Annotated in this window: 16 protein-coding genes; 15 read left to right on the top strand and 1 reads right to left on the bottom strand. The window is 65.4% G+C overall.

All coding sequences use genetic code 11. The annotated features are described in order from the left end of the window. Window positions 1–145: 145 nt before the first annotated feature. The 7 genes from IVB46_RS23055 to IVB46_RS23025 all read left to right on the top strand — a co-directional run bounded on the left by IVB46_RS23055 (window position 146) and on the right by IVB46_RS23025 (window position 10,412). Window positions 146–1,693 (top strand): PLP-dependent aminotransferase family protein, encoded by a 1,548-nt coding sequence (locus IVB46_RS23055; RefSeq protein WP_247308768.1) that lies wholly within the window; start codon window positions 146–148, stop codon window positions 1,691–1,693. Between the two features lie 425 nt (window positions 1,694–2,118). Next, window positions 2,119–4,128 (top strand): hydantoinase/oxoprolinase family protein, encoded by a 2,010-nt coding sequence (locus tag IVB46_RS23050; protein ID WP_247308769.1) that lies wholly within the window; start codon window positions 2,119–2,121, stop codon window positions 4,126–4,128. Further along, the gene (locus IVB46_RS23045) at window positions 4,125–5,705 is read left to right on the top strand and encodes a hydantoinase B/oxoprolinase family protein (protein WP_247308771.1); all 1,581 of its coding nucleotides are present in this window, start codon (window positions 4,125–4,127) and stop codon (window positions 5,703–5,705) included. The genes IVB46_RS23050 and IVB46_RS23045 overlap by 4 nt, the downstream gene beginning before the upstream one ends. Before the next feature lie 10 nt (window positions 5,706–5,715). Further along, complete coding sequence (locus IVB46_RS23040; RefSeq protein ID WP_247308773.1) at window positions 5,716–7,011, top strand: aspartate aminotransferase family protein; 1,296 nt, start codon at window positions 5,716–5,718, stop codon at window positions 7,009–7,011. Beyond that, entirely contained in the window at window positions 7,008–8,690 is a 1,683-nt protein-coding gene (locus IVB46_RS23035; protein WP_247308774.1) for a long-chain-fatty-acid--CoA ligase, read from the top strand. The genes IVB46_RS23040 and IVB46_RS23035 overlap by 4 nt, the downstream gene beginning before the upstream one ends. 115 nt (window positions 8,691–8,805) lie before the next feature. Continuing rightward, complete coding sequence (locus IVB46_RS23030) at window positions 8,806–9,738, top strand: N-carbamoyl-D-amino-acid hydrolase (RefSeq protein WP_135215861.1); 933 nt, start codon at window positions 8,806–8,808, stop codon at window positions 9,736–9,738. Then, window positions 9,735–10,412, top strand: coding sequence for a flavin reductase family protein (locus IVB46_RS23025; RefSeq protein WP_247343528.1), 678 nt, complete (start codon window positions 9,735–9,737; stop codon window positions 10,410–10,412). The genes IVB46_RS23030 and IVB46_RS23025 overlap by 4 nt, the downstream gene beginning before the upstream one ends. Here the strand turns inward: IVB46_RS23025 and IVB46_RS23020 are convergent. Further along, a complete protein-coding gene (locus tag IVB46_RS23020; protein WP_247308776.1) occupies window positions 10,409–11,071 on the bottom strand; it encodes an aspartate/glutamate racemase family protein in 663 nt (220 codons plus the stop codon). The genes IVB46_RS23025 and IVB46_RS23020 overlap by 4 nt on opposite strands. Before the next feature lie 56 nt (window positions 11,072–11,127). Here IVB46_RS23020 and hydA point away from each other — a divergent pair, with 56 nt between their 5' ends. The 8 genes from hydA to IVB46_RS22980 all read left to right on the top strand — a co-directional run bounded on the left by hydA (window position 11,128) and on the right by IVB46_RS22980 (window position 21,074). After that, window positions 11,128–12,597 (top strand): dihydropyrimidinase, encoded by a 1,470-nt coding sequence (gene hydA / locus IVB46_RS23015; RefSeq protein ID WP_247343526.1) that lies wholly within the window; start codon window positions 11,128–11,130, stop codon window positions 12,595–12,597. A 16-nt stretch (window positions 12,598–12,613) separates the two neighbouring features. After that, on the top strand, window positions 12,614–13,588 hold the full coding sequence (locus tag IVB46_RS23010) for an NAD(P)-dependent oxidoreductase (RefSeq protein WP_247308778.1): 975 nt from the start codon (window positions 12,614–12,616) through the stop codon (window positions 13,586–13,588). A gap of 1 nt (window position 13,589) precedes the next feature. Next, entirely contained in the window at window positions 13,590–14,339 is a 750-nt protein-coding gene (locus tag IVB46_RS23005; RefSeq protein ID WP_247308779.1) for an SDR family oxidoreductase, read from the top strand. After that, the gene (locus tag IVB46_RS23000; RefSeq protein ID WP_247308780.1) at window positions 14,336–15,772 is read left to right on the top strand and encodes an NAD(P)/FAD-dependent oxidoreductase; all 1,437 of its coding nucleotides are present in this window, start codon (window positions 14,336–14,338) and stop codon (window positions 15,770–15,772) included. Before IVB46_RS23005 ends, IVB46_RS23000 begins: the two co-directional genes overlap by 4 nt. 107 nt (window positions 15,773–15,879) lie before the next feature. Continuing rightward, window positions 15,880–17,499, top strand: coding sequence for an ABC transporter substrate-binding protein (locus tag IVB46_RS22995; protein ID WP_247308781.1), 1,620 nt, complete (start codon window positions 15,880–15,882; stop codon window positions 17,497–17,499). Window positions 17,500–17,527: 28 nt separating this feature from the next. Further along, complete coding sequence (locus tag IVB46_RS22990; RefSeq protein WP_247308783.1) at window positions 17,528–18,562, top strand: ABC transporter permease; 1,035 nt, start codon at window positions 17,528–17,530, stop codon at window positions 18,560–18,562. Next, window positions 18,559–19,407, top strand: coding sequence for an ABC transporter permease (locus IVB46_RS22985; protein WP_008131147.1), 849 nt, complete (start codon window positions 18,559–18,561; stop codon window positions 19,405–19,407). Before IVB46_RS22990 ends, IVB46_RS22985 begins: the two co-directional genes overlap by 4 nt. Next, window positions 19,404–21,074, top strand: coding sequence for an ABC transporter ATP-binding protein (locus IVB46_RS22980; RefSeq protein WP_247308785.1), 1,671 nt, complete (start codon window positions 19,404–19,406; stop codon window positions 21,072–21,074). Before IVB46_RS22985 ends, IVB46_RS22980 begins: the two co-directional genes overlap by 4 nt. Window positions 21,075–21,084: the final 10 nt, after the last annotated feature.

Here is a 21,084-nt window from a genome sequence, read left to right as displayed (position 1 = left end):
TCGCGTTGTCATTCCGGGGCGCGCGAAGCGCGACCCCGGAATCCATCGCGCAACACGTGATGCAGACAAATGGATTCCGGGCTCGCGCCAAGCGGCGCGCCCCGGAATGACGGTGGATAGACCTGCGTTGCCTGACGGGCGAGACATGGACAACAGCCGTCACCCGAGCAAGCGCGTGTCCCTTGCCGGGATGCATATCGACCGGAATTCGGCCGTGCCGCTGCATCTGCAGATCGCGGCGCACATCCGCGACGGCATTTTGCGCGGCGTCTTTCCGGCTGGAACGCAATTTCTGGGATCCCGGGAGATCGCGCGCGAATTGGGCTGCTCGCGCACGGTGGTGTTGACCGCCTGGGATCTGCTCTACGCCGAGGGCTATCTTGAATCGATGCCGCGCGGCAGCGTCATGGTGGCGTCCGTTACGACACCGCATGTGGAGCCCGCATCCGCTACATCGCGCGCGCCCAAGCCCGCCCATATGTCGGAGCGCTGGCGCTCGCTGCTTGCCTTCGACTACGAGACCAACTGGCCCTCGGAATTCAGCCCGGGGGCGCCTGACATCTCGACCTTCCCATTCAAGGACTGGTCGCGCCTGCTGCGCCAGACCTGGCAAAATCCAAGAGAGCAGGAGTGTCTCGATCTTCCCTCGGAAGGCCATCCGCGCTTGCGGAGCGAGATCGCGAACTTCCTCGGCTCGGTGCGCGGGCTCGTCTGCTCGCCGGAAGAGGTCGTCGTCACCTCAGGCACATCGGGCGCGCTTGATTTCTGCAGCCGCATGATCCTCGATCCCGGCGACGAGGTCTGGGTCGAGGAGCCCGGCTTCGTCGAGGCCCGCTGGGCGCTGACGGCCGCCGGCGCGAAGCTCGTTCCCATTCCGGTCGATGACAAGGGCCTTGTCGTCTCAGAAGGGATCCGGCGCGCGCCAGGCGCGAAGCTGATCGTGGTCACGCCGTCGCATCAGTATCCGCTCGGCGTCAGCATGGGGCCGGAGCGGCGGCTCGAGCTGCTCGATTGGGCCAACAAGAACGACGTCTGGGTGATCGAGGACGATTACAATTCGGAGTTCAGGCACCAGGACAGCATGATCGCCTCGTTGCGCTCGCTCGATCGCGAGGGGCGGGTGATCTATTTCGGCACCTTCTCGAAGATCATGATGCCGAATTTGCGGCTCGGCTACATCGTTGCCAACAGGCATTTCATCGAGGGCTTTTCCAGGGGCCGCGCGCGCATCGATGTGCATACCTCCGGCATCGGACAGCTCGCTCTGGCCGAGTTCATGCGGGAAGGGCACCTGCTGCGGCATCTGCGCGGGATGCGGCGGATCTACGCCGCGCGCCGGAAGGCACTGATCGATGCGATCACAGCGCTGATGCCTGACGATCTCACCGTATCCTCCGCCGTCACCGGATTGCACCTGGTGGCGCTGTTCACTGAAGCAATGCATGCACGCATGAGCGACCGAGAAGCGGCGGCGGTGCTGAAGCAGGCCGGCATCCACGTCCAGCCGCTCTCGCAAAATTTTCTGGAGCAGCCGACGCGGCAGGGCCTGGTGTTCGGCTACGGGCGGCTGCGGGTCGAGGATGCCTCGTCGCTGCTTGCGAGAATCGCGGCTTGCATCGGCAGCGGTCGCCGCAACGCACCATCCGACCCGGCAATATCCTCCCTTACTGTTCGTACAATAAAGAGAAGCTGAGCCGACCGTCGTGCATAGCTCGTAGGCATGCGGCTATCCCGCATCGCCGTTCAATCGCCTGCAAATTAGACAGACGTTTTTGAGTGCTCCGATTGCAGTGCAGCGGGCGTCACGATTTGCGCGGAGAAATCCATGGTGCGCTGCAAGTTCCTCGCGTGGAACGGTTCGCGTTCGTGTGCTCTCTGCGCGAGCATGGCTGCACCAAAACGTGCAGCCGGTGTTGCGCTGCATGATGTCGGTCCTGCGCTGGTCTAGTGGTTTGCGACAACTCTGGCCCTATCCCGAGCCCATCGCTCTGTCGCACGCTCGCAGGCGGTGGCATGACAGGGGATGATGATGAGCGCTCTCGGATCGGCATTGGACGTTGCGATGGCCGGCAAGCACCCGGCGTCCGGTTCGGACGTCATCCGTAACTGACCCCGCACATGAGTTCCTCTGAAAATCACTGGGAAGTCGGCACCGATATCGGCGGCACCTTCACCGACATCATCGCCATCAGGCGCGACTCCGCGGAGGCGCGGATCGCAAAAGTGCCGTCGCGCCCCGACGCGCCGGTTCAGGCCATGCTGGAGGCGATCGAGGCGGTCGGCTTGCGCAAGAGCGAGGTTAAGCGCTTCGTGCACGGCACCACGCGCGTCACCAACGCCATCGTCGAGAACCGGCTGCCGAAAGTGGCGCTGGTCGCTACGGACGGATTTGCCGATGTGCTGGAGATCGCGCGCTATCGCCGCCGCGATCTCTATCGTCTCGACATTCCGCCGAAATCGCCGCCGCTGGTGCCGCCCGAACGATGTTTTGGGCTCGCCGAGCGCCTCGATCACGAGGGCCGGGTGCTGAAGGCGCTGGATGAGACCGAGATCGAGCGCCTGGTGACCTGGCTGAAGCAGACCGGCGTGCAGAGCGTCGCCGTGGCGCTGCTTCACGCCTACGCCAATCCCGTGCACGAAAAGATGCTGGGCGAGCGCCTCAAGGGCGTCGTCGCCCACGTCTCGCTGTCGCATGAGGTCAATCCCGAGGCGCGCGAATACGAACGGACGTCGGCGACCGTGTTCAACGCGGCCGCGATGCCGATCGCGGTGGAATATCTCAGCGAGCTGGAGCAGCGGCTGCCGATCGGCGCCGGCTTGCAGGTGTTTCATTCGGCCGGAGCCATGGTCCCGATCTCGGCCGTGAAGCGGCGGCCGCTGGTGATGGCGATGTCGGGCCCGGCGGCCGGCGTCTCTGCCTCCGTCAGCATCGCGCGCCAGCTCGGCACATCGCGCATGCTCACCTTCGACATGGGCGGCACCACGACGGACGTCTGCCTGATCGTCGACGGCCAGGCCGAGATGACCGACGGCCGTATGCTCGGTGACAAGCCGCTGCGTCAGCCGATGCTTGCGGTTCATTCGATCGGCGCAGGCGGCGGATCGATCGTGCGCAACGGTCCGGGCGGTCTCACGGTCGGGCCGGAGAGCGCCGGCTCCGAGCCCGGGCCGGCCTGCTATGGCCGCGGCGGCACCGAGCCGACCATCACCGACGCCAATGCCGTGCTGGGCTATCTCAATCCCGAGACCAAGCTTGGCGACCGCATCGGCATCGACATCAAGGCCGCGGAACGCGTCATCGAGCCGATTGCGCGCGCCCTGGGGCTGAGCCTGACCGAAACCGCGCTCGGCATCATCAAGGTCGCCAACGCGACCATGGCCCGTGCCCTTCGCCGCGTCACGGTCGAGCGCGGCATCGACGGCCGCGACTGCACGCTGCTCGCCTTCGGCGGTGGCGGTCCGATGCATGCCGCAGGCCTTGCCGATCTCTACGGGATTGCAGAGGTCGTGGTGCCGAGCGCCTCGAGCGCGTTCTCGGCGCTGGGCTGTCTCACCGCCGATTTCAGCTTTCTCCAGCAGCAGACGCTACGCGCTGCCCTCGACGGTATCGATCTCGCGCGCGTGTCGGAGCGGATCGGGACGTTGATGGACGACGCTTCCGCGCCGCTGATCGCCAACGGTGTCGCCGAGGCGGAGATCCAGGTCGAGCTGGTGGCGCTGATGCGCTACGCGGCGCAGAATGATGCCATTCCGGTGCCGTTCACGTTGCCGCTCGACGTGACCACGCTGAAGAAGGACTTTCTGGCGCGGCACCACGAACTGTTCGGCTACGCGACCAGTGAGCCCTGCGTCATCGAATCCGTGCGCGTGCAGGCACGGCGCCCGTCGACGACGGTGGTGAGCCGGCCGGCGACTGCGGTGAGGGCGGTGTCGTCAGGCAAGCGCGCCTGCTCATTCGACGGCCTCCACGATATCCCGACCGCGATCATCGATCGCGCCAAATTGACCGATGTCGTCAGCGGCCCCGCGATCATCGAGGACGCATGGTCAACGGTGGTGGTCCCGCCGGGCTGGCAAGCTAAACCCGATGTATTAGGCAACCTGTTCCTGACGCGGAGGGCGGCATGAAGCTCGATCCGTTCGTCGTCGAGGTCATCAGGCACGGGCTCTCGGCCGCGGCCGAGGAAATGAGCCTGGTGATGACGCGCTCGGCGCGCTCGCCGCTGCTGCGCGAGGCCGGCGATCTGTCGTCCGCGATCACGGATGGCCGCGGCGGCCTGGTCGGGCAGGGCCGCGACATCCCGATCCATCTCGGCGCGATGGCCTACACGATCCCGGAACTCCTGAAGGTCGTGCCGGTCGAGAGCCTGAACGACGGCGACGTGCTGATCTACAATGTCGGCGCGCTCGGCGGCAATCATCTCAACGACGTCAAGGTGGTGCGCCCCGTCTTCGTCGACGGCGAGATCGTGGCCTTTGCGGTGAGCCTGGCGCACTGGCCCGACATCGGCGGCACCTGGCCGGGCAGCTATTTTGCCAAGGCGATCGACACTTTTCAGGAGGCGATGCGGATTCCGCCGGTGCTGATCGCCACGTCAGCCGGCGTCAACACGCCGATCGTGCAGCTGCTCAAGGCCAACGTCCGCGATCCTGAGTCCTGCGAGGGCGATCTGCTCGCGCAGATCGCGGCGACCAAGGCCGGCGAGAAGCGCATCGTCGAGCTTTGCCGCGAGCACGGCAAGGCGGTGTTCACGGCGACGCAGTCGCGCCTGCACGACCTCTCCGAAATTGAGATGCGGGAGGCGCTCCGCGATCTGCCTGATGGCGTCTACGAGGGTGAAGACTATCTCGACGACGGCGGCGTCAACAACGCGCCTGCGCGCATCCATGTGAAAATCACCATTCGCGGCGACGAGGCGACCTTTGACCTCTCCGGCAGTTGCGACCGCGTCTCGAACTTCTGCAACACGACGCCGTTCATGGCGCGCTCGGCGGTCGCCTATGCGGCACGCATCATGAGCGGGCGCGACATGCACCAGAATGCGGGTGCGCTCCGGCCCTTGACCATCATCACGCGCCCGGGCTCGATCCTGGAGCCGGGCTGGATGGCGTCCGTTGCCGCCGGCAACCACGAGACGTCCATGCGCATCGTCGATGCGATTTTTCGCGCGATGCAGGACACCATCCCCGAACGACTGTCGGCCGGTGGCGCAACCACTGCGGGCGTGCTGTTCTTCGCCGAGCCGCGGCAGAACGGTTCGTGGAAAATGCTCTACGAGGTCCACGGCGGCGGCGAGGGCGCGCGGCATGATCGGGCCGGCATGTCGGCGACCCGTGTGCATCTCTCCAATACGTCGAACACGCCGGTCGAGGTGATCGAGGCGAGCTACGCGATCCGCCTGGAGCAGCAGGCCATTCGCCGGCATTCCGGCGGCGCGGGGGCGTATCGCGGCGGTGACGGCTCCGTTCGCACCTATCGCATCCTCGCGCCTTCGATGCACCTGACCACCTGCATCGAGCGCATGGTGATTGCGCCATTCGGCATGCAGGGCGGCGAAGCCGGCAAGGCCTGCCGCATCTCGCTTGTCAGGCAGGGCGCGAACGTCGCCATCGACGGCAAATCGAACCTGGTGTTGCAGCTAGACGATCTCGTCACGATCGAGATGTGCGGCGGCGGCGGCTACGGCGCCGCGGCTGCGGAGTGAGGGGATTGCGATGAGCAAATTGTTGCGAACCGGGTTGAATGCGGGCGAAGCCGCGCCGATGGCCGTCGTCGGCGGCGAGGGCGTCTATTTTCACCTGTCCGATGGCCGCAAGCTGATTGACGGCAGCAACACCGGCGGCGGCCTCGGCCATCGTCACCCGGCGATGGTGGAGGCGATCCGCCGCGCGGCCGATACGCCTGTTGTCAACGAAGGCTGGACCTGGGTCGGCCGTGAGCAGGCGGCCGACGATCTGATGGCGACGGCATTCAAGGGCGAGGACGACTGGGTCGGCGCGGTGCGCTTCTGCATCAGCGGCAGCGAGGCCAACGATATGGCGCTGTCGCTCTGTCAGGCGCTGACGCAGCGGTCTGCGCTGGCGACGCGCGAGCGCGCCTATCACGGCATCACTGGCCTCTCCCGTGCCATGACGGTGCAGCCGCAATGGCACGGCGGCCTCGCGGTGCACGCAGGCGGCTCGAAGCTGCCGGCGCCGATGGCGCCGGTGCGGATTCTCCGGGCGCCGGATGGCGCGATCTATGGCGCGCCGGCCAACAACACCCCGCCCAGCGAATATCTGGCGGATGCCACGCGCCTGCTTTCGGACACGGCCGCGACGATCATCGACTACACCCAGGGTGGCATCTATTACGACGGCGCCTATCAGGACGAGGTGGCGCGCCACGCCCGGCAAGCGGGATCGTACTGGATCGCGGACGAGGTCGTCACGGGCGCGGGCCGCGCGGGCCGCTGGTTCGCGTTCCAGGGCGCCCAAAGCCGCCCCGACATCGTGACGCTCGGAAAATCTCTCGGCGGCGGGGCGGCGGCCGTGGCTGCGGTCGTGGTGTCGAAGGACATCGTCGAGCGGCTCAAGGGCACGAGTTGGCAGAATTACGGCACGCTGCGCGGCCATCCCATCAGCATGGCTGCCGTCAGTGCGTACCTGAAAGTCGTCAGCGACGACAAGATTCTGGAGCACGTCCGGAAGCTCGAAAAGCTGTTCACCCGCCGCCTGCTCGCGATCGCGCAAAAGCATCCGAGCGTGCAGCGCGTGGCGGGGCAGGGGCTGCACTGGACGGTGGAACTGCACGGTCCGGATTGGCGCAGCTGGCATGCCGATACGACCGAAGTGCCGATTGCCTCGCGGGTGGCGGAGCGGGCACTGGAGGCGGGCGCCGTGATCGGCACCAGCGGTGAGCAGACCTCGCTGTTCCTGGCACCGCCGCTGGTGATCTCGGAGCAGGAAGCCGAGCGGTTGCTGGATGCGCTCGACCACGGCCTCGACATCGCAGACGAGGAGCACGGGTGAGCGCAGACCCCGCAGCGTCCTACCGCTCGCCGGCCTGGCCGGCGGACGAGCCTTGGCATCTCGCGATGCCGGAGGGGACGCTCTACGACGCGCTGGCACGCGCGGCGATGGATCGGCCGTCGCATCCGGCGACGGTGTTTTATGGTGCGAGCCTGAGCTATGCCGAGCTACGCGAGCGGGTCGATGCCTTAGCCGGCTTCCTGCAGAACGCTTGCGGCGTGACGCGCGGCGATCGCGTCATGATCGCGCTGCAAAACTCGCCGCAATATGTCATCGCTTACTACGCGGTGATGCGGGCGGACGCCGTGATCGTGCCGGTCAATCCCATGAACAAGACGGCCGAGATCGACTATCTCGCCGAAGACAGCGGCGCCAAGGTCGCGATCATCGGAAGCGAGCTCAACGACATATTTGCGCCGCTGGCGGGCGAAGCTATCACTCATACGATCGTCGTGCAGTATCGCGACGAGATCCCGGACGCGACGCCCTACACGTTGCCGTCCTGCGTGACTGAAGCGCCGTCGGAGGTGCCGCCGTCGCCAGGCCGGCATTCCTGGTCATCTGCGATCGCGCAAGGTTTGCAGCCCGGCGCAATGAGCGCGGGGCCGGACGATCTCATGATCCTGCCCTACACCTCGGGCACAACAGGCAATCCCAAGGCCTGCATGCATACGCATCGCAGCGCGCTGTTCACGGCCGTCTTGCAGGCACGCTGGTATGGGCTCGACGGCGACGATGTGATGACCGGCTTCATGCCCCTGTTCCACGTCGCGGGCATGCAGGGCTCGATGAATGCCGCTGTGGTGACAGGCGCCACGCTGCTGTTGATGGCGCGCTGGGACAAGGATCTGCTGCCGGATCTGTTCGAGACCTATAGCGTCACATTCTGGAACGCGGCGCCGACCATGATCGTCGATGTGCTCGCCAGCGTCCGGTTCCGCGATCGGTGCTTTGCAAAACTCAAGGTGCTGACCGGAGGTGGTGCGGCAATGCCGACCGCGGTGGCCGAACGGCTCAAAGGCCGCTTCGGCCTCGATTTCGTCGAGGGCTACGGCATGACCGAGACGATGTCGCCGACCCATCTCAATCCGATGGCTGCGCCGAAGCGCCAATGTCTCGGCATTGCCGTGCACGAGACCGATGCGAGGGTCGTCGATCCCGAGACTTTGATCGAGCTCGACGACAATGTCGTCGGCGAGATCGTCGTGCACGGGCCGCAGGTGCTGCAAGGCTATTGGAACAGGCCGCAGGCCGACGCTGAGTCCTTCATCGAGCTCTCGGGAAAGCGGTTCCTGCGCACGGGCGATCTCGGCTATCGCGATGCCCAAGGCTATTTCTTCGCGGTCGACCGCCCGAAGCGGATGATCAATGTCAGCGGCTTCAAGGTGTGGCCGGCCGAGGTCGAGGCCGCGATGTACCAGAACCGCGCCATCCGGGAATGCTGCATCGTCTCGACCCCCGACGACTACCGCGGTGAGACCGTCAAGGCGCTGGTGGTGCTGGACGAAGCCGCGCGCGCGACGATTTCGGCGGACGACATCGTCGGTTGGGCTCGCGGCGCGATGGCGAGCTACAAGGCGCCGCGCGCCGTCGTCCTCGTCGATGAGCTGCCGCGCACCGCCAGCAACAAGATCAACTGGCGGCTTTTGCAGGATGCCGAATGGGGGCGGACGGCATGAAAGCTGCTTGGCTGGAAAAACGGCGCAAGACCGCGTTATGCTGCGCGCGCCGGCACGCCCCTCAAGCTACGATCCCCAGCCTCACCAAAAAATTCAAGAAACCAGGAACCCGCTGATGCGTATCGTCACTGTTGCCGCCGCCCAGATGGGCCCGATCCAGAAGGCCGACAGCCGCGAGGCCGTGGTCAGGCGCATGATCGCGCTGATGGACGAGGCGAAAGCCAAAGGCGCCGACCTGATCGTCTATCCGGAACTGGCACTGACGACGTTCTTTCCGCGCTGGTATTCGGAGGACCGGGCCGAGTTCGATACCTGGTTCGAGCGTGAGATGCCGAATGCGGCGACCAAGCCGTTGTTCGAGCGTGCGGCGCAGCATCAGATGGCGATGAATTTCGGCTACGCCGAGCTGACGCCGGACGGGCATCACTTCAACACCGCGATCCTGACCGACAAGTCCGGCAAGATCGTCGGCAAATATCGCAAGGTCCATTTGCCGGGCCATGTGGACTACGACACCAAGCGGTCGCACCAGCATCTGGAGAAGCGCTATTTCGAGCCGGGCGATCTCGGATTCAACGTCTGGCGCGAGCTGGGCGGCATCATCGGCATGGCCATCTGCAACGACCGGCGCTGGCCCGAGACCTATCGCGTCATGGGCCTGCAGGGCGTCGAGATGGTGCTGATCGGCTACAACACGCCGTCGGTGAATGCGGAGAAGAGCGAGGAAGGCGTCGAGAAGCGCCTGTTCCACAACCGCCTCTCGGTGCAGGCCGGCGCCTATCAGAACGCGACCTGGGTGGTCGCGGTGGCCAAGGCGGGCGTCGAGGACGGCCATCCGCTGTTCGGCGGCAGCCTGATCGTCGATCCCGATGGCGAGATCGTCGCCGAGGCCAAGACGGAGGGCGACGAGGTCCTGGTTCACGCCTGCGACCTCGACGCCACCACCTTCGGCAAGACCACGATCTTCAATTTTGCCCAGCATCGCCGCATCGAGCATTACGGCCTGATCACCAGCCAGACCGGCGCGGTGCCGCCGCCGGAGAAATGACGCCGATGGCAGGCAACAGTACATCCGGCATTTCCCTGCGCGAGCTCGATCCGCGCGATCGCTACAAGCTGCTTTGCGGCGTGGTCGTGCCGCGGCCGATCGCGCTGGTAACGACGCTGGACGCGAACGGAGCGGTGAACGCCGCGCCCTTCAGCTTCTTCAATGTCTTCTCCGAAAGCCCTGCACTGATCGTGCTCGGGCTCCAGCACAAGCCGGATCACAGCCCGAAGGACACCACCCGCAACATCCATCGCGATGGCGAGTTCGTGGTTCACATGGTGGACGAGGCGCTGTCTGCCGCGATGAATGATTGCGCGGTCGATTTTCCCTCTGGCGACAGCGAGGTCGCGGCGACCGGGCTTGCGACGCTTCCCTCGGTCGATGTGAAAGTTCCGCGCTTGGCCGCGGCACCCTTTGCGCTGGAATGCCGGCGTCATGTCGTGCTGAATTTTTCGCCTGATCGCGAGCTATTGGTCGGCGAGGTGCTCAGGGTTCATGCCCGGGACGGCCTCGTCGACGAGGCCAACATGTATGTCGATCTCGAGGCCTACCGGCCGATCGGCCGCATGTTCGGCAATCTCTATACCACGCAGCGGGATACGTTTGCGCTTGCGCGCGAGAGCCACGCGCAATGGCTCGCGCGGCAGGACGCCAACGAGCTGAAGGACGCCTAGTGAGCCGAGAACTGCACCGTACCCAGTGCCATGGTGACGGCCGCCTGTGTCGGGTCGATCACGGGAATGCCAAGCGCGTCTTCCAGCGGACGGCGATGGCGCGCCATGCCGGCGCAGCCCATCACAATGGCGCGGGCGCCGTCCTCGTCGCGCAGCGCGCGGCCGATGTCGATCATCCTGGCCAGCGTGCCTTCGCCCGAGGCGGTTTCGGCGACGCTCATGTTGAGTGGCCGCTCGCCGGCGAGGCGGTCGGTCAATCCCATCTGCCTGAGGTAGCGCATGTGGCGCGGGATCGAGCGCTGGGCAATCGCGATGACGCCGAAGGTTTCGGCGCGGGCCAGCGCCGTCAGCACGCCGCACTCGGCGATGCCGAACACCGGCCGGTCGGTGCCTTCGCGACAGACCTGAAGACCGGGATCGCTGTAGCAGGCGATGACGAACGCAGCCGAGCTGTTGTCGCCTTCGACCAGCCGGCGCAGCGGCATCGCAACGCCGTCGACATCGGCCTGGCTTTCAATGCCGAACGGACCCTCGGCCAGCGACTGGCAGACCAGTTCCGGCCCACCCTCGAAACCGAGCGGCTTCAAGGCGTCCTCCAGCCCTTGCGTGACCGCAGGGTTGGAATTCGGATTGATGACGAGAATGCGCGGCCGGGGCATGTTGGTCTTCCCTTGAAATGGCGATCACGTAGCTCAGGCATATCATGGAGTGCCTCATGACTGAACCCACATACGACCTGATCATCCGCGGCGGCCGCGTCGCCACCACGACCGATGTGTTCGAGGCCGATGTCGCGATCTCCGGTGAGACCATCGCAGCGATCGGCCGCGGGCTTCCGGCGGCGAAACGCGAGATCGATGCGCGCGGCAAGCTGGTGCTGCCCGGCGGCGTCGACAGCCACGCCCATATCGAGCAGTTGTCCGCGGCCGGCATCATGAATGCCGACACCTTCGAGAGCGCGACCGTCTCCGCCGCTTTCGGCGGCACCACCACGGTAATTCCGTTCGCGGCACAGCATGTCGGCATGAAGCTGCCGCAGGTGGTGGAGGATTATCACGCGCTGGCCAAGAAGGGCGCCGTGATCGACTACGCCTTTCACATGATCATCGCGGATGCGACCAAGGAGACGGTCGAGGAGCACATTCCTGCGCTGGTGAAGCAGGGCCATGGCTCGATCAAGATCTTCATGACCTATGACCGGCTCAAGGTCGACGACGAGCCATTGCTCGATATCCTCTTGGCCGCGCGCCAGTCCGGCGCGATGTTGTGCGCCCATGCCGAAAATCACGGCATCATCGCCTGGATGGTGAAGCGCCTGCTTGCGCGCGGCTACACCATGCCGAAATACCACGCCGTCAGCCATGCCCGCGTCTCGGAAGCGGAAGCCTTTACGCGACTGATCGGCATGGCGGCGCTGATCGACCAGCCCATCATGATCTTCCATGTGTCCACGGCCGAAGGCGCCAAGGTGATCCGCGATTCGCGCGGGCAGGGGTTGAAGGTCTACGCCGAGACCTGTCCGCAATATCTGTTCCTCACCGCAAACGATCTCGACAAGCCGGGCGCCGAGGGCGCCAAGTGGATGTGCAGTCCGCCGCCGCGCACGCATGCCGACCAGGAAGCGCTGTGGCAGGCGCTGTCGCTCGGCGATCTCCAGACCATCTCGTCCGATCATGCGCCGTATCGCTACGACGAGACCGGCAAGCTGCGCGCCGGACCCAATCCGAACTTCAAGCAGGTCGCGAACGGCCTGCCCGGACTGGAGCTGCGGCTGCCGCTGCTGTTCGACGTGATGGTGTCGAAGGGTCGGCTCGGCCTGGAAAAGTTCGTCGAATTGACTTCGACCGCGCCGGCAAAAATCTACAATCTGCATCCGCGCAAGGGCTCGATCGCGGTCGGCGCTGATGCCGATATTGCGATCTGGGATCCCAACCGCGAGACTGTGATCGCCGACGAGATGATGCACGACCTCGCCGGCTACACGCCGTTTGCAGGTCGCAAGCTGAAGGGCTGGCCGGTTAGCGTTCTCTCGCGCGGCCGGGTGATCATCGACGGCAACAAGTGCCTCGCGTCCGCCGGCAGCGGAAAATTCCTGGCGCGCAGCGGCGGCGAGGCGGCAAAGCCGACGGGGCGGCTCGTCGCCGACATGGATCCCGAGCGGAATTTTGGGGCGAAGCTGCTGTGACGGTGGATCGCGCGCGATGAAGATCGTCATCTTCGGCGGCACCGGCTTTGTCGGCCTCAATCTTGCCGAGGTGCTGCTCGCGCGCGGGCATGACGTCACGCTGTATGACCGCGCAGAGTTGCCGCCATCCGCGCGGCGATCGCTTGCTGACTACGGCGCACGGCTCAAAGCCGTGCAGGGCGATATCACCGACGCAGACGCCATCGACGCCCTCATTGCTGCGGGTTGCGATGCGATCGTGCTGGGCGCCGCGGTGACGGCCGGCGATGAACTCGAGCGGGCGTCGACCTCGCGCGTCCTCGAAATCAACGTGATGGCGCAAATCCCCATCCTGCTCGCGGCGATCCGTCATGGAGTTCGCCGTGTCGTCAATCTCTCGTCGGCCTCGGCTTATGGCGCCGCGGGTGCACGGGTCGAGATTCTGGACGAGGAAACGCCCTGCGATCCGGTCTCGTTCTACGCCATCAGCAAGTTCACCTCGGAGCGATCGGTGGCGCGCCATGCCGAACTCTTTGGCGGCGATTTCCTGAGCGTGCGTCTGAGCGCCGTGTTCGGTCCATGGGAGCGGCCCGGCTCGGTACGCGACACGCCAAGTCTCCAGTACCAGATCCTGGCTGCGTTTGCGCGCGGCGAGCCGGCGGTCATGCCTGAAGCAGGCATGAGAGACTGGATCTACGCGCCGGATGCGGCCGAAGCCGTCGCACTGCTCATCGAAGCGGAGCGGCCGCGCCATCGGCTCTACAACATCTCCCGCGGTGGGCTATGGCCAGCGCTGCAATGGGGCGAGGCCTTTGCGGCGCTGCATCCCGGCCTGCAATGCCGGCTTGCGGCGCCCGGCGAGCAGACGGCCATCAAGCTGCATGGATCCTATCGCGCGCCGCTGTCGGTGACGCGGATGGCGGATGAGTTCGGTTGGCGCGCGCAGCTCGGCTGCGCTGAATCCGCCGCCGCGATGAGCGCCTGGTTGTCCCATCACAAGGAGTGGATCTGAAATGCGGCTGCGGGGGCGCACGGCCATCATCACGGGAGCAGCTTCGGGCATCGGTCGTGCAAGCGCGAAGCTGTTTGCGGAGGAGGGCGCGCATCTAGCTTTGGTCGATCGCGATGCCGCGGGCCTTCAGGAAACGCTGAGCCTTGTGGGCAACGCCACGACGCATGTCGGGGACGTCGGCGATGCCGGTTTCGCCGAGACTGTTGTCGGCGACGTCGTGGCGCGGCTCGGCCGGCTCGACATCCTGATGACGGCTGCCGGCTTCTCTTGCGGCGGTACCGTGCTGACGACGAGCCTGGACGATTGGGATGCGGTGTTCCGCGCCAATGTCGGCGGCACCTGGTTGTGGGCGCGGGCCGCAGTGCCGCAGATGCAGCGGCAGAAGGGCGGCTCGATCATCACGCTGGCATCGCAGCTTGCGATTGCCGGCGGCAAGGGCAACAGCGCCTATATCGCCGCCAAGGGCGCCATCGTCAGCCTGACGCGGACGATGGCGGTGGATTTCGCAACCGACGGTATTCGCGTCAATGCGATTGCGCCCGGCGCAATCGACACGCCGATGCTGCGCCGCAGCTTTGCCCGCCATTCCAATCCGGACGAGGTGCGCGAAGCCTCCCGCAACCGCCACGCCATGAAGCGCTTCGGTCAGGCGGAAGAAATCGCTCAGACCGCGCTGCATCTCGCCAGTGATGCGTCTTCGTTCACGACCGGCACCGTGATGGTGGTCGACGGAGGCTGGCTCGCGGCATGAGCGACGCGCTGGCAAAGCTTAAAGCGACCGTGCGCGCCGATCTCGCGATGATCGCGCATCCGGGCGCCGCGTGGCTCGAGCCGAAGACGGGACCGGATGGCAAGCCGGCGCTCGATGTCCTAATTGTCGGCGCCGGCCAGTCGGGCATCGCGATCGGCTTCGGCCTGATGCGCTCGCGCGTCGGCAACATCCTGCTGCTCGACAAGGCCGAGGAAGGGAAGGAGGGCCCGTGGCTCACCTATGCCCGCATGCCGACGCTGCGCAGCCCGAAGGACTATACGGGACCTGACCTCGATATCCCGAGCCTGACCTATCAGTCCTGGCACGAAGCCCGTTTCGGCAAGGAGAGCTGGCAGGAGCTGAATCTGATCCTGAGAGAGCACTGGGCGGACTATCTGCTCTGGCTGCGGCGCACGATCGGTCTGCCCGTGCGCAGCGGCTGCGAGCTTCTGGAGATTGCGCCTGCGTCAGACGGTCTGCTCGCCGCGCGTGTGAGACGCGCCGATGGCGTCGAGACGCTCTATGCCCGCAAGATCGTGCTGGCGACGGGGCAGGAGGGCATGGGCGACTGGATGATTCCCGAGCCCCTGCGCGATCTGCCGGCAGGTTCGGTCGCAACTGTTGCCGACGACATCGACTTCGAAAGCCTGCGCGGCAAGCGCGTCGCGGTGATTGGCGCCGGCGCCTCCGCCTTCGACAATGCTGCAACTGCATTGGAGGCGGGCGCCGCCGAAGTGCATCTGCTCTGCCGCCGTGCTCAGATCCAGGTGATCCAGCCCTATCGCTGGCTCACCTTTCGCGGCTTCCTGCGCCATCTCAGCGATCTCGACGATGCCTGGCGCTGGCGTTTCATGCGCAAGATCCTTGAGATGCGCGAAGGATTTCCGCAGCCGACCTACGACCGCTGCGCGCGTCACGCCAATTTCACACTGCACGAGGGCGCGCCGGTCGAGGGCACCAGGCAGACCGATGGCGGTGTCGAATTGCACACGCCACGCGGCACGATCACGGCGGAGTTCGTCATTTGCGGCACCGGCATCGACATGAACTTTGCCGGCCGCGGCGAGCTGCGCCGCTTCGCCGGCAATATCGCGACCTGGGCCGATCGCTATCAGCCGCCTGCGAGCGAGCACAACGCGCGGCTCGGCCGCTTTCCCTATCTCGCTGACGATTACGCCTTCACCGAGCGTGTGCCGGGCGAGACGCCGTGGATCTCAGACATCCATCTGTTCGCCATTGCCTCCACCATGAGTTTTGGTCCGTCGGGATCGTCGATCAATGCGATGACGACCGCCATTCCCAAGCTGGTCAATGGCCTGACGCGCGGCCTGTTTCGCGGCGATGTCGAACGTCACTGGGCTTCGCTCAGCGCCTATGACGTGCCGCAGGCCGTGGTTGCGCGGCCCGCGCGAAAAATGGAGGAATCGCGATGATCATCCATGCACCGCCGCGACGAAGCGCCTCTGCGGGATTGGCGCGCAACTTGCTTCTTTCTTGACCTGCCTTGCTGGCGTTCTTGCCGAAATTTTGGGGAAAACGAATGCGTTTTGTGTCTTTCAGGCCTGCGGCCTCAGTCCTCGCCACCACTGCGCTGTTGCTCATTGCCACCGCGCCTTCGCAGGCACAAACCAGGGCGGAGACGTTGCGCTATGTCACCGGCTCGGCCGTCAACACGCTCGATCCCAACATCCCCGGGTCGACGCGCGAATCCTTCGCGCTGAGCATGAGCACCTATGATCGACTGGTGGCATTCGGCCGCAAGCAGCTCAACGGCAAATGGGTGTTCGACCTCGACACGATCACCGGCGAGCTCGCTGAATCCTACGACGTCAGCCCCGATGGGCTGAAACTGACCTTCCGCCTGCGCAAGGACGCCAAGTTCCAGGATGGCTCGCCTGTCACGGCCGAGGACGTCAAATGGTCGCTCGATCGCTGCGTCACCGCGCCGATCCTCGGCAAGGCCCAGCTCCTGACGGGATCATTGACGTCGGCGGACCAGTTCAAGGTGATCGATCCCCTGACGATCGAGGTGACGCTGCCGAAACCCGACAAGCTCGCGCTGCCCAATCTCGCCACCGTCTATCCCCTGATCATCAACTCGAAGGTGGCAAAAGAGCACGCGACGCCGGATGATCCCTGGGCCACCGCATGGCTGAAGGAGCACACCGCCGGCAGCGGTGCTTACGTGGTCGAGACCTTCAAGCCGGGCGAGCAGGTCATCCTCAAGCGCGACGAGACCTGGAACCGCGGTTCGGCCAACAAGCCCGCATTCTTCAAGCGCGTGATTATTCAGTCCGTGCCGGAGCCGGCGACCCGCGCCAACCTGGTCGAGCGCGGCGATGCCGACCTCGTCGTCGATCTCCAGGCCAGCGACGTGCAGTCGCTCGAGGCCAAGGGCAAGCTCAAGGTGGTCTCGACCCCGCAGTACAATGCGATCACCTATGTCTCGATGAACAACCAGATGCCGCCCTTCGACAACGTCAATGTCCGCCGTGCCATCGCTTACGCGCTGCCCTACGACGACATGTTCAAGGCCGCCCTGTTCAGCCGCGGCGCGCCGCTGTTCGGCGCGACCTGGCCGGACGGCAAGCCGCTGAACGGCATCTATCCGTTCCAGCAGCCCGTGAAGGTCGACCTCGACAAGGCAAGGGAATATCTCAAGGCGGCCGGGCTCCCCGAGGGTTTCTCGACTACCTTCAGCTTCAACGTCGGCCAGTCCTCGACCGCGGAGCCGATGGCCGCGCTGGTGAAGGAGTCGCTCGGCAAGATCGGGATCAAGGTCGACATCCAGAAGCTGCCGGACGCGCAGATGTCGACGCAGATCAACGAGAAGAAGCTTCCCTTCTACACCGAGGGCATCGTAGCCTGGTTGCCGTCGACCGATTACTTCTACCGCAACTTCTACACCGGCAATCAGCGCTGGAATTACAGCTCGATCAACAACTCGGATCTTGCCGCAATCGCGCAGGAGGCACGGTTCGAGCCGGACAAGGCGAAGTATGAGGAAGCCGGCCGCAAGCTCAACGCGATGCATGTCGATCTGATGCCGCAGATCATGCTGTGGCAGCCGAACCAGGATGCGGTGATGGCGTCGTCGGTCGAAGGCTACACCTACGAGTTCCACCGCCAGGTCGACTATCGCGACGTCAGCCGCAAGTGACGTCGGACAACGAGAGGAGCTCTCAGAGGTGACGACCGGTCTTGGTGCAACCATGGTGCGGGCGGGCAGGCGGCTTCTGTCGTCGCTGCCGGCGCTGTTCGGTGTGCTGGTGTTCACCTTTCTGCTGATGCGCGTGCTGCCCGGCGACCCCGCGGTGTTCTTCGCCTCGGGGCCTAATGCCGGCAAGGAGGAGATCGAGCAGATCCGCAAGCAGATGGGGCTCGACAGGTCGGTGCCGGAGCAGCTCGTGTTCTATCTCTCCGACATCGGCCACGGCAATCTCGGCCGCTCCATGATGACGGGGCAGCCGGTGCTGAAGGACCTGCGCGAGCGGCTGCCGGCCTCGCTGGAGCTCACCTTCACGGCGCTCCTGATCGCGCTGATCGCGGCGGTACCGCTTGGCGTTGTCGCAGCCTTGAAGCCTGGCTCGATCGTCGATCACGGCGTGCGGCTGTTCTGCGCGCTCGGCGTCTGCGTGCCGACCTTCGTCTCGGGCCTGCTGCTGATCTATGTCTTCTACTATCTGCTCGGGCTGGCGCCTGATCCCACCGGGCGGATCGACGTGTTCACTTCGCTGCCGCCGCAACGGACCGGGTTCCTGTCGATCGATTTCCTGCTGACAGGAGATATCGAGGGCTGGTGGGCCGCCTGCAAGCAGCTGATCCTGCCGGCGGTAAGCATGGCGCTGTTCGTGATCGCGCCGCTGGCGCGGATCACGCGGGCCTCGATGCTGGTTTCGCTCGGCAGCGATTTCGTGCGCACTGCGCGCTCGGTCGGATTGTCCTGGCACAAGGTGGTCGTCACTTATGCGCTGCGGAACGCGATCCTGCCCGTCATCACCATCGCCGGCATCGTGTTCTCGACCATGCTGGGCGCCAATGTCCTGGTGGAGAAGGTGTTCTCCTGGCCGGGCGTCGCCTCCTATGCGCTCGATGCGCTCCTATCCTCCGACTATGCGCCGGTGCAGGGTTTCGTGCTGCTGATGGCCAGCCTGTTCGTGCTGGTGAATCTTGTGGTCGACGTCTGCTACGGCATCGCCGATCCCAGGGTGTCGATCGAATGACCAGCGCAACTCTCCGCCATTCGGTCTGGATCCTGCGCGGCAATCCGCTCACCGCCGTTGCCGCGGCCGGCGTTGCGCTGTTCGTCCTGATTGCGATCTTCGGGCCCTGGATCGTGCCCTATGATCCCGTGGTCTCCAATGTCTCGGAGGCTCTTTTGCCGCCGAGTGCGGCGCATCTCGCCGGCACCGACCAGCTCGGACGCGACGTGTTCAGCCGCCTCATCATCGCAGCGCGCCTCGATCTTGCCATTGCCGTCTCTGCGGTCGGCATCTCCTTCGTGATCGGCGCCGTCGTCGGCGCGTTCTGCGGCTATGCCGGCGGCAAGCTCGACCGAGGCGTCGGCCGTTTTGTCGATGTGATGATGGCCTTTCCGCTGTTCGTGCTGGCGATGGCGATGGTTGCCGCCTTGGGCAACCGGATCGAGAACATCGTGATCGCGACCGCGATCATCAATCTTCCGTTCTACATCCGCTTCGCGCGCGCCGAGGTCAACGTCCGCCGCAATGTCGGCTGGGTTGAAGCCGCGCGCGCCTGCGGCGAGAGCCATTTCTCGGTGGTGCTGCGCTTCCTGCTGCCGAATATCCTGCCGGCGATGGCAGTGCAGATCTCGCTCAATCTCGGCTGGGCCATTCTCAATGCGGCCGGCCTGTCCTTCATCGGCCTCGGCGTCAAGCCGCCGACGCCGGAATGGGGCATCATGGTCGCGGAAGGGGCGCGCTTCATCTCGACCGGGCGATGGTGGCTGGTGGCCTTTCCGGGGCTTGCGCTGATGATGGCCGTGCTGTGCTTCAATCTCCTCGGTGACGGGATGCGGGACATTCTCGACCCGCGGATGCGCACATGAGCGAGGAGCTGCTAGGGATCAACGACCTCCACGTCTCGTTCTCGACGCGGCGTGGCATGGTCGAGGCCGTGCGCGGCGTGACGCTCTCGGTCGAGAAGGGCGAGATGCTCGGCCTCGTCGGCGAAAGCGGCTCGGGCAAATCAGTCACCGGCTTTGCAACGACGCGGCTGCTCGATGCGGCCGGGCGCGTCACCGGCGGCAAGATCCTGTTTCGCGGGCAGGACGTCACAAAACTCAGGGGCGATGATCTTCGTCAGCTCCAGGGCGCCGCGATGTCGATGATCTTCCAGAATCCGCGGGCGGCCCTCAACCCGATCCGCGCGATCGGCCTGCAGATCGCGGATGCGATCCTCACGCATAAGAAGATATCGAAGGACGCCGCGCGCGCAGAGGCGCTCGAGCTGCTGCGCGCGGTTCAGATCCGCGACCCCGAGACGCGGATGAACGCCTATCCGCACGAGCTCTCCGGCGGCATGTGCCAGCGCGTGATGATCGCGATCGCGATTTCCTGCAATCCCGCGCTGCTGATCGCCGACGAGCCGACCACCGGCCTCGACGTCACCACGCAGAAGGTGGTGATGGATCTGCTCGCAAACATTGCCGCCGCGCGCGGCATGGCGACGATCCTGATTACGCACGATCTCGGTCTCGCCGCACGCTATTGCCGCCGCATCGCCGTGATGGAGCGCGGCCGCATCGTCGAGGAAGCGAGCCCCAAAAAGCTCTTCAGCGCACCGCAGCACGCCTATACCCGCCGCCTGGTGGCGGCATCGCCGACCGCGACGTCGCGGATCGAGGATCTCGTGACGGAGGAGGAGCGGGAACGGCATGCGACGATCGTCAGCAAGCCAAGGCAGGAGCTCCCGCACGGGACGCCACCGCTCCTCGAGGTGCGCAAGCTCGCCAAGCGTTTTGACCAGGGCTCCGCGGCGGTCGCGGATTTCTCGATGACGATGGCCGGCGGCGAGAGCGTCGGGCTCGTTGGCGAGTCCGGCTCCGGCAAGAGCACGACGTCGCGGATGATCTGCCGTCTTATCGATCCGAGCGAAGGCGATATCGTGTTCGACGGGCAGTCGATCGGCCACGTCGCCTCGCGCGACTTTCACCGTTCGCCCTTGCGCAAAGACATCCAGATGGTCTTCCAGGACCCGAACGAGAGCCTCAACCCGCGTTTCACGGCGTTCGACTGCATCGCCCATCCCTTGATGCGGCTCGACGGCATGCGTGCGGGCGATGCGCTGCGCAAGCGGGTGGAAGAGTGTGCGGAGCGGGTGGGCTTGCCGCTCGATCTGCTGCCGCGTTTTCCGCACCAGCTCTCCGGCGGCCAGAAGGCGCGCGTCGGCATTGCCCGCGCCATCGCCTGCCGGCCGCGGCTGCTGGTGCTGGACGAGCCGACTGCCGCGCTCGACGTCTCGGTGCAGGCGGTGGTGCTGCAATTGCTCGATCGCTTGCGCCGCGAGAATGACATCGCGCTGCTGTTCGTCAGCCACGATCTCAATGTCGTGCGCATGCTCTGCGACCGCACCATCGTGCTGCGCAATGGCGGCATCGTGGAGCAGGGGGAGAGCCGGGCGCTGTTCGACAATCCCAAGACCGACTACACGCGCAAGCTGGTCGAGGCGATTCCGCATATCGAGACCGGACCGGCACTGGCGGCCGCGCTTTGACGCCTGAACC

Origin of the sequence: Bradyrhizobium sp. 61 (genome assembly GCF_023073075.1) — a bacterium.
Classification (GTDB): domain Bacteria; phylum Pseudomonadota; class Alphaproteobacteria; order Rhizobiales; family Xanthobacteraceae; genus Bradyrhizobium; species Bradyrhizobium barranii.
This window is presented reverse-complemented; position numbering and strand designations above follow the sequence as displayed.